The sequence below is a fragment of the Pseudomonas sp. B2M1-30 genome, assembly GCF_025447575.1.
Classification (GTDB): Bacteria; Pseudomonadota; Gammaproteobacteria; order Pseudomonadales; family Pseudomonadaceae; genus Aquipseudomonas; species Aquipseudomonas botevensis.
Genome location: NZ_JAOEJT010000020.1, coordinates 1 through 13766, shown reverse-complemented (window position 1 = coordinate 13766; position 13766 = coordinate 1). Strand labels below are relative to the sequence as shown.

The 13766-nt window shown below is 62.4% G+C and carries 11 protein-coding genes; 10 read left to right on the top strand and 1 reads right to left on the bottom strand.

What is annotated here, in order from left to right:
- Positions 1 to 236: 236 nt before the first annotated feature.
- The 5 genes from N8H74_RS26820 to N8H74_RS26800 are packed head-to-tail and all read left to right on the top strand — an operon-like array spanning position 237 to position 7287.
- Entirely contained in the window at positions 237 to 1505 is a 1269-nt protein-coding gene (locus N8H74_RS26820; protein ID WP_262151645.1) for an MFS transporter, read from the top strand.
- Positions 1502 to 2632 (top strand): acyl-protein synthase, encoded by a 1131-nt coding sequence (locus N8H74_RS26815; RefSeq protein ID WP_262151643.1) that lies wholly within the window; start codon positions 1502 to 1504, stop codon positions 2630 to 2632. The genes N8H74_RS26820 and N8H74_RS26815 overlap by 4 nt, the downstream gene beginning before the upstream one ends.
- Before the next feature lies 1 nt (position 2633).
- Positions 2634 to 5030, top strand: coding sequence for an acyl-CoA reductase (locus tag N8H74_RS26810; RefSeq protein ID WP_262151641.1), 2397 nt, complete (start codon positions 2634 to 2636; stop codon positions 5028 to 5030).
- Between the two features lie 38 nt (positions 5031 to 5068).
- Complete coding sequence (locus N8H74_RS26805; RefSeq protein ID WP_262151639.1) at positions 5069 to 6370, top strand: AMP-binding protein; 1302 nt, start codon at positions 5069 to 5071, stop codon at positions 6368 to 6370.
- Positions 6358 to 7287, top strand: coding sequence for a GNAT family N-acetyltransferase (locus N8H74_RS26800; RefSeq protein ID WP_262151637.1), 930 nt, complete (start codon positions 6358 to 6360; stop codon positions 7285 to 7287). The genes N8H74_RS26805 and N8H74_RS26800 overlap by 13 nt, the downstream gene beginning before the upstream one ends.
- Positions 7288 to 7327: 40 nt before the next feature.
- Here N8H74_RS26800 and N8H74_RS26795 read toward each other — a convergent pair whose 3' ends face one another.
- Entirely contained in the window at positions 7328 to 7861 is a 534-nt protein-coding gene (locus N8H74_RS26795) for a hypothetical protein (RefSeq protein ID WP_217832484.1), read from the bottom strand.
- Between the two features lie 384 nt (positions 7862 to 8245).
- Here N8H74_RS26795 and N8H74_RS26790 point away from each other — a divergent pair, with 384 nt between their 5' ends.
- The 5 genes from N8H74_RS26790 to N8H74_RS26770 all read left to right on the top strand — a co-directional run bounded on the left by N8H74_RS26790 (position 8246) and on the right by N8H74_RS26770 (position 13365).
- On the top strand, positions 8246 to 10237 hold the full coding sequence (locus N8H74_RS26790) for a methyl-accepting chemotaxis protein (RefSeq protein WP_262151635.1): 1992 nt from the start codon (positions 8246 to 8248) through the stop codon (positions 10235 to 10237).
- A gap of 173 nt (positions 10238 to 10410) precedes the next feature.
- Complete coding sequence (locus N8H74_RS26785) at positions 10411 to 10857, top strand: DUF411 domain-containing protein (protein WP_262151633.1); 447 nt, start codon at positions 10411 to 10413, stop codon at positions 10855 to 10857.
- On the top strand, positions 10857 to 11291 hold the full coding sequence (locus tag N8H74_RS26780) for a YqaA family protein (RefSeq protein ID WP_217832533.1): 435 nt from the start codon (positions 10857 to 10859) through the stop codon (positions 11289 to 11291). Before N8H74_RS26785 ends, N8H74_RS26780 begins: the two co-directional genes overlap by 1 nt.
- Positions 11292 to 11378: 87 nt before the next feature.
- Positions 11379 to 12398 carry an alpha/beta hydrolase gene (locus tag N8H74_RS26775; RefSeq protein WP_262151631.1) on the top strand — a complete coding sequence of 340 codons (1020 nt, stop codon included), beginning with the start codon at positions 11379 to 11381 and terminating at the stop codon, positions 12396 to 12398.
- A gap of 13 nt (positions 12399 to 12411) precedes the next feature.
- Entirely contained in the window at positions 12412 to 13365 is a 954-nt protein-coding gene (locus N8H74_RS26770) for a D-2-hydroxyacid dehydrogenase family protein (protein WP_262151629.1), read from the top strand.
- Positions 13366 to 13766: the final 401 nt, after the last annotated feature.

Genomic DNA, 13766 nt, shown 5'->3' with positions numbered 1-13766 from the left:
AACAGTCGCCACAACGGATTCGATCCCACTGAAACAATGCCCGCCTCTCGCGGGCATTTTTGTTGGCTCACGCGAAACTCGCGAAGCTCATGCAAAGTTCACTTATCGGCGATATCACCAGACTTTAAATATGCTGTAAGTCTTTGACACTTAATGTCGCGGCAAACCGTTTGGTGCGGTCTGGCGAGTTTAATTAGTCTCTGTGCATCTTTTATCCATACGAAACAAGGATGTGTATGCACAGAACATTGATAGCGATACAACCCGTTCAAGTTATCGGTTTCTGCCTGGCAATTGCCGGTTTCGAACTTCTGACTTACATGGCCAGCGATATATTGATGCCGGCCATGCTCGCGGTGACCGGCGAATTCAACGCCGATCCGCATCACGTGCCCAACGCCTTGAGTCTGTATCTGGTCGGCGGCGTCTGCCTGCAATGGCTGATCGGCCCGCTGGCGGATCGGTTCGGCCGGCGACCGTTGCTGTTGAGCGGTTGTGCGCTGTTTGGCATCGCCTGCGCCGCAGCCTCCGCCAGCACCAGTATCGAAGCGTTCAACCTGCTGCGACTGGTGCAGGGCATGGGCCTGGGCTACGTGGTGGCGGTGAGTTATCCGGCCGTGCAGGAAGTGTTCTGCGAGGCCGATGCGGTGCGGCTGATGGCGCTGCTCGGCAACGTGGCCCTGCTGTCGCCCCTGCTCGGCCCGTTACTGGGCAGCCTGCTGCTGGAATGGCTGAGCTGGCGGCAACTGTTCGTGGCCCTGGCCGTGAGCGCGGCGCTCGTCTGGCTGGCGCTGTACGCCTGCATGCCGGAAACCGTCGGTGTCCTGCGCCGCGACGGTCAGGTGCAGGCGCCGATTGCGTTCTCCTGGCGGCATATCCTGCGCCGTTATCGGGCGCTTCTGGGCAATCGCAGGTTCCTCGGCGCCAGCCTCGCTCTGGGGTTGATGAGCCTGCCGCTGATTGCCTGGATCGGTGTCGCCCCGCTGTTGCTGATTCAACTGCTGGGCCTGTCCACGCTGGAATACGGCTTGTGGCAGATCCCGGTGTTCTCGGCAGTGATCGGCGGCAACCTGATCCTCGACCGGCTCTTGCTGAGCCACGATCTGCCGCGCCTGATCCATCTGGCGCTCTGGCCTTACTGCCTGGGCCTTCTGACCCTGATGGGCGCCGCCGTGCTGGGCGCCTCCCTCGGCGTGCTGATCGGCGCTCTGTCGCTGTACGCGCTGGGACTGGGCATCAGCAACGCCGCGCTGTATCGCCTGGCGCTGTTTTCCAGCGATGACAGCAAGGGCCTGGTGTCGGCGGCCATCGGCATGATTTCGATCACGGTGATGGGCGCCGGTGGCTCTTTAATCGCCGCCATCGGCGGTGGCTCGCAGCTTGAATCCTTCGCCCTGTGGGCGGCCCTCGCCGGCCTGCTGGCCCTGCCCTCGCTCTACCGTTTCCTGCGCGGCGCCACAACAGCGCTCCTCCCTCCACCCACACCGAAAAGGAATTTCGGATGACCCCTTTACCCCACAGCGACGCGCTCTGCGCCTTGCCGCACCCTTATTGCCCGGAGGCCGTTCCGCCAGGTCTGTTCGACCGGGCCATGGCCGAAATCAGCCGCTTTCACTGCGACCAGACGCCTGGCTACGCTGACTGGCTGCGCGCCAACGGCCTCGACCCCAAGGAGCTGCCACATCTCGACGACTGGTCGCAACTGCCGCCCATATTCGCCAATTTCTTCAAACAGCACCTGTTGCTCAGCTCCAGCGGCGAAGGCGCCATGGAGCTGACCTCCTCCGGCACCAGCGGCCAGAAAAGCCGCATGCGCTACGACGAGCGCAGCCTCGGCGCCGCGCAATTCATGGTCGGGCAAATCTTCAATCATTACCGCTGGAACACGCCGGACACGCCGTGCAATTACCTGCTGCTGAGCTACGAGCCGCAGGGCCGGATCAGCCTCGGCACGTCCTACACCGACCAGTTCCTGTGCCGGTTCGCGCCGGCCAATCGCGTGGTCTACGCCTTGCGCAGTACCGGCGACGGGCATCAGTTCGACCCGTTCGGCGTGATCGAGGCCTTGCAGGCGTTTGCCGAGGAAGGCCTGCCCGTGCGGATCTTCGGTTTCCCGGCGTTCCTCTGGCAGGTGCTGCAACACATGCAGGCCACCGGCGTCGCCGATCTGCGCCTGCCCGAGCAATCCCTGGCATTTTTCGGCGGCGGCTGGAAAACCCGGACCGCCGATGAAATTCCCAAACAACACCTGTACGCACAGATCCACCGGCAACTGGGCATCGAGCTTTCCAGATGCCGGGATGGTTACGGTGCCGTCGAACATGCGGTGCCCTACGTCGAATGCGCCCGGCATCATTTTCATGTGCCGGTGTACGCCAGGGTCTTCGTGCGCCATCCGGCGGATTTCACTGTCCAGCCTTACGGGCAACCCGGTTTGCTGGGTTTCGTCTCGCCGTACATTTCATCCAGTCCGGCCCACGCGGTGGTCATGAGCGACCTCGCCACCCTGCACCCCGGCTCGAGTTGCGGCTGCGGCCTGGCGAGCGACTGGTTCGAACTGCACGGCCGCGCCGGCACCGGCGCGGGCAGAAGCTGCGCCATGGCTGCCGCCGAATTGCTGGGGAGGCACTGACATGTACCTCATCAATGGCCAACTACACGCCGATTACCACCTCGACGACGCCCTGCAACAGCTGCACCGGCAATTGCCGGAACAACTGAACACGGCGCTCGACAGCGCCACGGTCATCGACGCCGTGAGCGCCTTCGCCAGACGATTACGCAGCGGCGAACCGGCGCTGAATGACGAGCAACGGCAAGCGCTGATCGACTTCTGCGAACCCGAAGCCCTGCGCCGCAAACTTGAACGCGAACTCGGCCAGCAAGCCGATTCGCTGCGACGTATCGACTACCGGCAAGCACGCTTCGAACGCTGGAGCCCGTTGGGCCTGGTGGTGCATATCACCCCCGGCAACTCACCGCTGCTGGCCTTCTGCGCGGTGATCGAAAGTCTGCTGGCCGGCAACATCAACTGGTTGCGCCCCAGTGCCAGCGACCTGGGTCTGACCGCACGGCTGCTGCACGCGCTGGTGCAATGCGATCCCGGCGGCCGGCTGCGCGGGCATGTCGCGGTACTCCCGACCACCACTGCGCAGATCGGCCAGCTCTGCCAATGGGCCAACGGGGTCAGCGCCTGGGGCGGCGAATCGGCGCTACGAGCGATCCGCCAGCAGCTCCCGGCCGGTTGCCGCTGGATCGACTGGGGGCATCGCATCAGTTTCATTTACCTGACGCCGGACAGCGCCACGCCAGCGTCGCTGGATGCCGTGGTCGATGAAGTTTGCCGGCTGGATCAGCAAGCCTGTTCGAGCCCGCAATGGTTGTTGGTGGACAGTGACGACCCCGGCGTCCTGCGTGAGATCGGCGCCAATCTCGCCGAGGCGTTTACCCGTCGCGCCGGACAATGGCCGGCACTGGCGCCGTCGATCCAGGAAGCCTGTGAAGTCACCACCCACACCCGGATGGCGCACCTTGCGCAGAGTTTCAGCGCGCAGAACGGGCAGATCTGGAGCGCGCCGGGCTGGCGGGTGATCTGGAGCCATGATCCACAACTCGGGCCCTCGCCGCTGTTCCGCAGCCTGCTGCTCAAGCCAATGCCCCGCACCTCACTCAGCACCGCGTTGCTGCCATGGCGCAACGTCCTGCAAAGCTGCGCGCTGATTTGCGCCGAGCGCGAGATCACCGGGCTTTCGCGCACGCTGGTCGCCGCCGGGGTCACCCGTATTGCGCCGATCGAGGCGATCCACGATGGCTACGACGGCGAACCCCATGACGGCGTGTATGCCTTGCAACGTCTGAGCCGACGCGTTTCGGTCAGCCTGCCCGCCACCGTGCTGGCGACCCACGCCACGCTCGATGCGCAACCGTCGAACCCGGTCCCGCGCGATCTGCCGATCATGAGCAAGGACACTTTCACCGCCCGGCCGATCCATCCGGCGGCACAGTTGTACTTCCGCTCCGGCGGTAGCAGCGGCACGCCGGCGCTGTCGGGCTTCAGCTACCACGACTTCCGCAGCCAGATGCGCGCGACGGCCGATGCCTTGTTCGCCGCCGGCCTGGAGCCGCAACGGGATCGGGTGATGAACCTGTTCTTCAGCGGCGGGTTGTATGGCGGCTTTTTCAGTTTCTCCAAAGTGCTGGAATTGCTGGATGTCACCCACCTGCCGATGGGCGCTCCCGCCGACGACGATTACGCCGAAATCGCTCAACTGATCGTCGAGCAACGGGTGTCTGTGCTGATCGGCATGCCGAGCACCCTGCACCGCCTGTTTCTCGATCAGCAGCAGACCCTGCGCGACTATGGCGGCATCGAAAAAGTCTTCCTCGGCGGCGAGCATCTGAATGAACAGAGCCGTGAGCTGATGCAGAGTTGTGGCGTGAGCAGTATCCGTTCGGCTATTTACGGCAGCGTCGATGCCGGGCCCCTGGGTCACGCCTGCAAGGCCACCAGGGATGGCGTGTTTCATTTGATGAGCGATATCCAGCAACTCGAGATTGTCGCCTTCGATCGTGACGAGCCGGTTCAGGGCAATGAAGTCGGGCGCCTGTTGTTCACCTCCACCGCGCGCCAGGGTCAGGACGTGTTGCGCTATGACATCGGCGACAGCGGCCGCTGGCTGGCAGGCCCGTGCCCCTGCGGCCTTGAGTCGCCACGCTTCGAGTTGTTGCAGCGCCACGGTCGACTGGTGCGCATCGGCACCGATTTCATCTGCCTGTCGGAACTGGCGCAGCACCTGCAAACGCCGTTTCAAGTGATCCTCGAACACGCCCCGGACGGCCTCGAACGCCTGCGTTTTCGCAGCGCCTGCGAACCCCGGGAGATCCGGCAACGCCTGCTGAACTACCCGACGCTGACCACACTGGTACAGACCGGTCTGTTGCGCGTGGAAGTTGAAGTTTGCGCGCCGCAGCAATTCACTCGAAACAAGCACAGCGGCAAAACGCCGTTGCTGATTGATTCGCGCCGTTAATTATCAAGCTCCCATTAAATACCGATAAAGAGAACACCATGATTGCAACTTCACAGTTCGGCGAGTTGGTTACTTATGCTCGCCAACACTCTCCGTATTACCGCAAGCATTTCGCACAAGTTGCCGAGTCCGTCAGTTCCCTCGATGAACTTCCGATTATCGATGGCGTGACTTATTGGCAAGACTGCCAACACTTGAGCCGATGGCCGGTGTTGACCCGCTCCATTGAAAACGCACTGGTCTTCAAGACCGGCGGCACCACCAGCGGCGGCAAACTGTCGGTCTTCGAACGCCACGAATGGCAGGCGCTGGTAAAGGATTTCGGCAACAGCCTGACGGCGCATCTCGAGCCGGGGGATCGGGTTGCCAATCTGTTTTTTGCCGGGGATCTGTATGCCAGTTTCATTTTCGTCCACGACGCCCTCGCGCACGTTGCAAGCGGCGTGGTCGAATTCCCGTTCACCGGCCAGGTCGACTCGATGAACCTTGCTGATTCGGTGCAACGACACCGGATCAATGTCCTGGCCGGCGTGCCGGCGCAATTGCTGACGTTCGCAGCCTGGCTCGAACGCGAAGGCCGCACGCTGGAGGGGGTCGACACCCTGCTCTACGGCGGCGAAAGCCTGTTCGCCGCACAACAGCGCCTGCTGCGTCGGGTGTTTCCCAACGTGCGACTGGCCTCCATGGGCTATGCCAGCGTCGACGCCGGCTTCATCGGCGTCAGTGACCGGGGCTGCGCGCTGGGCGAACATCGGGTGCTGGAGCGCCATAGCGTGGTGGAAATCATCGACGAGCAGACCGGCGAAGTCATCCGGCAAAGCGATCGCCCCGGCGTGCTGGTGGTGACCAATCTGACCCGACGCCTGATGCCTCTGATCCGCTATCCGGTCGGCGACCGTGCCTGCTGGCGCGAACCGCCCGAGACGCCGAATCGCAAGTTCGCCCTGCTGGGCCGAAGCGCCGGCAGTCAGCGCGTCAGGGTCGGCATCCTGACCCTGCTGATTGCCGAGATTGGCGATATCGTCCAGCGGATCGCCCACAGCGAAGACTGGCAGTTGCTGATCGAACAGACCGGGGAAAAAGACTTGCTGAGCCTGAAATGGCAAGCCGACACCCAGACCTGCGACCTCGCCGCGAAGAACCGCCAATTGCGAACCGCGCTGCTCAATCACTACCCGCTGATCGAACAGCTCGAAAGCGATTGCTTGCTGGCGCTGCGGGTGACGCATTGCCTGGCTGAAGACCTGTCGCGCCACCCGCGCTCGGGCAAGCACCAGCGGGTGGTCGATCTGCGCGTCTACGACGACTCGCCGTTAAAACCCGAGAGGTGGACGCCGTGATCCTGCGCAACTATCGCCCCGGCGATGCCACGGCGATCAGCCGGCTGTTCCGCAAGATTTACGGCGACCACTATGCGCACCATCAGGTGTACCTGCCGTGGATGATCAACCAGAACCATGCCGAACGCCGCTGGCACTCGCTGGTGGCAGTGGAAGGTAAAAAAGTCCTGGGCCACGCCAGCCTGTGCCGCGACGCAGGTTCGCATATCGCCGAACTGGCGCTGACGGTGGTCGATCCACAGACCCGTGGCCAACACATCGCGACCCAGCTGGGCGAGCAACTGCTGGTGCATGCGCAGGCCCTGGGTTGCCGGGGCGTGACGATCAAGCAAGTGACCCGGCATCCGTACACTCAACGCATGGCCGCCACGCTCGGTTTTCAAAGCACCGGACTGCTGCCGGATTACGTTCCGTCGCCCTATGGCGATCCTGTCCCAGAGACGCTTGTCATCGGCTACAAGGCCATCGACGGCTACCATCGGCCACTGCCGGCGCTGGCCTGGCCATCCGGTTGCAGCGAACTGCCGAGCCATTTGAGCCAGATATTTGGCATCACGGAAAAACCATCGAAGTGGCCGCACCCGGCGGTGCGCTTCGAGCACTGCCGAGGCCGCTATGACGTGGTGATCGGGTCGCTTGACGGCAATCTGCTGGCTCAGTTACGGCAATTGCCGGGGCATTGGCGGATCTCGCTCCGGCTGCGGCTGACAAGCGGGTTCACAACAGCACTGGCACGACTGTCGGCCATCGGCTTTCTGTTCACCGGACTGGCGCTCGATGAACGCGGCAGCGGCTGGATGGCCCTGCTCCACCGGGGCCACCCGCGCCGACGCTTGCAATTGCAGTGTCCGCACATGCAGCGCCTGCATGACCAGCGACGGCAACCTGCCGAGTCGGCACTTCTCGACCCGCCATAAACCAACAAGCCCGCTCGGTTACCGAGCGGGCTTGTGTGGGTCATGCCTTGGCGTTGACGCCTTTATCGGTCGGCGGGGCGCGTTCCCCGCCCTGACCGTAGACCTTCAGGTTCTGCAGCACATAAATGGCTTTCTTGTACTGCGGGATCAACGTGTTGGCGTACTTGTTGCCCTTGAGGCTGTTGTTGTTGATCGTGTCCAGTTGCGTGGCGAAATACTCCAGCGCGTTGAACTTGGCGTCCGGGTCTTTCTGGATGCCGAAGCGATCGAACTTGTCGCCTGCGTTGAGCAAGGTGATCGCGGTGATGTCGGAAATAAGGCCCCGACCGCGCAGGAATTCGCTGAGGTTGCCCAATTGCTTGGCCGACACGTTTTCCGGATCGAAACCCTTGATGTTCTTGTGCAGGCGCTGCTTGTCCATTTCCACCGTGTTCAGCGCGGTGGGATCGTTACCCACCAGGGCCAGCATCTGCTTGACCTTGACGCTCTGGGAGACCGGCTTGCCCGAGGTTCCGGGATCCCGAACCAACAGACCCGCCTTGCTTTGCCATGCACCGGTATAGCCGACAGTCATGAACAGGCTCCTTGCGCGAGAAACATGAAAATTCCTTGTTGAACGACGTGAAATTGCCGCGAGTATCGACGGGCAAACTAATGGCACCAACTGTTTTCTGCGCTTTTTAACAATTCTTGTACATTTCAGATACAAATCCAGCAAAGCCGCGTAACTGTTGAGCCAGAGCGATTGTGCCGATCAGCGAAATATCGACTTTTTACTCTAACGAACGAGCTGGTTAGTTCCTCTGTATCCGTCTTGATACCCACCGGTCATCGTCTTCGCGCTTTTTTAGTACGTAAGTACCTAAAGCTTCTCCGTGCCACGACGATAGCTAAGGGATACCCCTACTGCCTTGCTCCCTGCCCCTAACAAGAATCCCCTGCTCAAGGACCGGTTTCCATGCCCGCATTCCGCACCATTCAGGCTCGCTACACGCTGTTTCTGGTTCTGTTCATTCTGTTGCTGTCGGTGCTGACCGTGGTCGGCATCAGCCAACTGGTCGCGCCCAAACTGCGCCATACCGAAGAACAGGTGGTGCTCAACCGCATCGCCGAAGTCGCCGAGCAGATCCAGGGCGAACTGAGCAAGGTTCAGTCCCAGCAGCGCAGCATCACCCAGACCATTCCGTTGCTCGACAGCGCAGCCATCGACACGGTGCTGCCGGGGCTGGTGGATCAGTACGGGGAGCTGAAGGTGTTTGGTGGCGGGATCTGGCCGCTGCCGGGACAGCGTGAAGCCGGACGCAACAAGTTCAGCACCTTCTGGCACCGCGATGCCTCGGGAAAACTGGCGGTGAACACCTTCTGGAACAGCGACGCAGCGCCCAATTATTACGACCAGAGCTGGTACAAGGGCGGCATGCAGACGCCGCGTGGCCAATGCGCCTGGGCCGCCGCCTACAAGGACGACGCCAGCGCCGAACCTCGCACCAACTGCGCCATGGCCATCCAGAAGAACGGCAGCGCCTGGGGCGTATCGACCATCGACGTCACCCTCGGTTTCTTCAATGACCTGGTGGCGCGCAAGGAAAAAGACCTGAACGCCGAAATGCTGATCGTCGAGGCCGACGGCAAGATCATCAGCAACAGCTCGCGCATCAGCGGCCCGATCGTGTTGAAAAACATCAGCGACCTGGCCGCCAGCTCGCCGTTCGCCAGCCAGGTCAAGGCCGGGCTGCAGAATCGCGATCAGGCGCAACGCGTCGAGTTCGACAACAACGGCGAAGCCAGCACCTTCTTCATGCGTCCGATCGAAGGCACGCCATGGTTCCTCGCCACCGCCCTGCCGACCAAACTGATCACCGCCCAGCGCGATGACGTGCTCAGCACCCTGAGCCTGTTGCAGATTCCGCTGGTAATCCTGCTGGTGCTGTTGCAGGTCTACGCGATCCGTCAGTTGATCCAGCGCATGAAGGCCCTGAAAGCCAACATTGATTCGCTGTCCAGCGGCGACGCCGACCTGACCCGCCGCATCACCATCCGCGCCGAAGACGAACTCGGTGCCATCGGCCATTCGATCAATGCCTTCATCGCCTATTTGCAGAACATGATCGGCGAAGTGACCCACGCCACCGGCGCCATGGCGTCCAGCCTCGACAACCTGCAACGCACCTCGGCGCACACCAGCCAGATTCTTGAGCGTCACGCTTCGGAAACCGACCAGACCGTCACCGCCATCAACGAAATGAGCTCGACCGCCGAAAGCGTCGCGCAAAACGCCGCCGAAACCGCTGCGTTCACCCAGCGTGCCAACCAGGACGCCGACCGTTCGCGGGTGGTGGTCGGCGAAGCCTCGAACAGCGTGGTGGCGTTGATCGACGAGGTGGCCAGCGCCACGCAGAAAGTCGAAGGCATGCAACAGGATGCCCAGCGCATCACCGAAATCCTCGGGGTGATCGGCGCGATTGCCGGGCAGACCAACCTGCTGGCGCTGAACGCCGCCATCGAAGCCGCCCGGGCCGGCGAACAGGGTCGCGGCTTCGCGGTGGTGGCTGACGAAGTGCGCGCCCTCGCCGCCCGTACCCAGGCCAGCACCTCGGAAATCAACGAGATGTTGACCCGCCTGACCCAAGGCGTGACGTCGTCGGTCAGCGCCATGGAAAACACCCAGGCCAGTTGCCAGTCCGCCGCCGACGCCACGGCGCGGGTCAACTCCGGACTGGATGAAATGGCCGGTTCCGTCAGCCACATCAACAGCCTGAGCACACAGATTGCCACCGCCGCCGAGCAACAGAGCGCTGTGACCGAAGAGATCAACCGCAGCATGGTGCAGATCCGCCACATGGTCGACGAACTGGTCCAGAGCGGTCACGCCAGCGAACAGAACACCCGTCAATTGCTGGAGGCCAACAGCCGCGTGAGCGCGATCATGGGACGCTTCAAGGTGCAGTGATTGCGCGGCGAACCTGACAGATTTGTCATGCTCCACTCAGCGGGCTGTCAGCCGTGATCTACGATCATGCTGGCAGCCCGCTTTGTATCACTTGGAAACACTCCGTTGATGCCAGGGCGGAAAAACCGGTCAGAATGCGTTCTTTTTGACCGCCACCCGAGCCGAGAATCCCCATGCGAAACCACCTGCGTCTGGCCGCCCTGAGCGTGCTGTTCGTCTCGTCCCTGGCGCAAGCCGCCGACCTCATTCCCATCGAAGTGCACCGCGACGCCAATTGCGGCTGCTGCAAGAAATGGATCAGCCACCTGGAGGCCAACGGCTTCAAGGTAGAGGATCACGTCGAAAGCGACATGAGCCGTTTCAAGCAACAGCATGGCGTGCCACCGCGCCTGGCCTCCTGCCATACCGCAATCATCAACGGCAAGTTCGTCGAGGGCCATGTGCCGGCGGAACAGGTGCTGGCCCTGAACAAGCGCAACGACCTGCTCGGCGTGGCGGCGCCCGGCATGCCGATGGGCTCGCCGGGCATGGAAATGGACGGCATGAGCGACGCCTATCAAGTGATCGGTTTGAAGAAAGACGGCACTGATCTGGTGGTCGCGGACTACCCGGCCCATTGATTTCGGCGGCATACCCGGGGCTGTTCGTTGCCGCGTTCGGCGCCGCGACCCTGCTGCCGTTGCAATCGGAGGCGCTGCTGGTCGGACTGCTGCTCAGCGACCGTTATTGGCTCTGGGGGCTGCTGGCGGTCGCAACGCTGGGCAATGTGCTCGGCTCGCTGGTCAACTGGTGGCTGGGCCGGGGGCTGGAACGTTTTCAGGAGCGACGCTGGTTTCCGGTCAGCCCGGCCCATATGGCCAGGGCACGCAGCCACTATCAGCGCTGGGGCCACTGGTCGCTGCTGCTCAGTTGGCTGCCGGTCATCGGCGATCCGCTGACCCTGATCGCCGGTGTCATGCGTGAACCGCTCGGCCGCTTCCTGTTGATCGTCACCCTGGCCAAGGGCGCGCGTTACGGGGTGTTGGCGATGATTACCCTGGGCTGGTCCGGTTGAACGTTCGAGCGTGGACATTGCCTGTGTTTTAACGTCGCCCTAATCCGGCCGTTCCAGCATCGGCCGATTTCACACGGAGTTCGCCTCATGTCGCTTTCGCGCTGGCTGCCCGGTCTGGCCCTGACCGCCGCCCTGCCCCTGTTCGCCCACGCCGAAGGCCCGTCCTACGGGCCGGAGCTGCAAGGTTTCGAATACCCCTACACGCTCAAGCACTTCGCCTTTGAGTCCCAGGGCAAATCGCTGCAAATGGGTTACATGGACGTCGCTGCCCACGGCAAGGCCAATGGCCGCAGCGTGGTGCTGATGCACGGCAAGAACTTCTGCGCCGCGACCTGGGACAGTTCGATCAAGGCCCTGAGTGACGCCGGTTACCGGGTGATCGCCCCGGATCAGATCGGTTTCTGCACGTCCAGCAAACCGGACCATTACCAGTACAGCTTCCAGCAACTGGCAGCCAACACCCAGCAATTGCTCAAGGCCCTGGGCATCCAGAAAGCCACCCTGCTCGGCCACTCCACCGGCGGCATGCTCGCCACCCGCTACGCCCTGCAATACCCCGATCAGGTCGAGCAACTGGCGCTGGTCAACCCGATCGGCCTGGAAGACTGGAAAGCCCTCGGCGTACCGTACCGCACAGTGGACCAGTGGTATCAGCGCGAACTCAAGGTCAGCGCCGAGGGCATCCGCGAATACGAACGCAACACCTATTACAGCGGTCGCTGGAAGCCGGAGTTCGATCGCTGGGTCGACATGCTCGCCGGCCTGAGCAAGGGACCGGGCAAGCCCCAGGTGGCCTGGAATTCGGCGCTGATCTACGACATGATTTTCACCCAGCCGGTGTACTACGAGTTCAAGGACCTGAAAATGCCGACCCTGCTGCTGATCGGCACAGCCGACACCACCGCCATCGGCAAGGACATCGCGCCGCCGCAGGTCAAGGCGAAGATCGGCCACTACGACGTCCTCGGCAAGCAGGTGGCGAAGCTGATTCCGCAGTCGACCCTGGTGGAATTCCCCGGCATGGGCCACGCCCCGCAAATGGAAGAACCGGCGCAGTTCCATCAGGCACTGCTCGGCTGGCTGAACAAAACCAATCCCGTTCGTTGATGAGGTAAGGCTGATGGCGGTGCAGATTGCAGTGATCGATGACTGGCAGGACGTGGCGCGCGACGTGGTCGACTGGTCGGTCCTCGACAGCCTGGGCGAGGTGACCTTCGTCCATGACTACCCGGCGGACAACGCCACCCTGGCCGAGCGCCTGGGCCGGTTCGAAGTGATTTGCGTGATGCGCGAGCGCACGCGTTTCGACGCAGACCTGCTCAAGCGCTTGCCGAACCTGAAGCTGCTGGTGACCGGTGGCATGCGCAACGCGGCGCTGGACATGCAGGCAGCGGCAACGCTGGGGATTCAGGTCTGCGGCACCGACAGCTACAAACACGCAGCCCCCGAACTGACCTGGGCACTCATCATGGCCGCCACCCGCAACCTGGTGAACGAAGCCAACGCCCTGCGCGCTGGCCAGTGGCAGCAAGGCCTCGGCGGCGACTTGCACGGCAAGACCCTGGGCATTCTCGGGCTCGGCAGCATCGGCCAGCGGGTGGCCCAGTTCGGCCAGGTGTTCGGCATGCGCGTGATCGCCTGGAGCGAAAACCTCACTGCCGAGCGCGCGGCCCAGGCGGGCGTCACTTACGTCAGCAAACAGGAACTGTTCGAACAGGCCGATGTGCTGTCAGTGCATCTGGTCCTCAGCGAACGCAGTCGCGGACTGGTCGACGCCCAGGCACTGGCCTGGATGAAACCCACCGCGCTGCTGGTCAACACCGCACGCGGGCCGATCGTCGACGAGTCCGCGCTGATCAAGGCCTTGCAAAAGAACCGGATCGCCGGCGCGGCGCTGGACGTATACGACCCTGAACCGCTGCCGGCACTGCATCCGTTTCGGACTCTGGACAACGTACTCGCCACGCCGCATGTCGGGTACGTCACCCGACAGAACTATGAGCAGTTCTTTTCGCAGATGATCGAAGATATTCAAGGCTGGTCGAAGGGGAAACCGATTCGGGTGTTGAACTGATTGATTCTGATGGGGCAAGGGTGCATCCACTGATGCCTTCGCGGGCAAGCCCACGAGAGTGAGTGTACAACCGGCAGAGGCTGATCGACTTGCAGGGCACCTTCGTAGGTTCAGGTAGTTTTCAGGCAGATTCAAGACCGCTGCCCTCACCCTAGCCCTCTCCCAGAGGGAGAGGGAACAGACCGAGGTGTCTGGGAGAGATGCGCCGACGTGAAATACCGAGCCGAACTCCGATGCTGAAAAGCCCCAAAATCAGCTCCCTCTCCTTCGGGAGAGGGTTGGGGTGAGGGGAAAACCCACCACAAATCCCAAGCCAACCACCACCCCACCACTCAACACAATGAGCGTTAGCTCGAGTACCGCTTTTGATCTTGCCGTGCCGGCCCCTTCGGCAGGCTGAG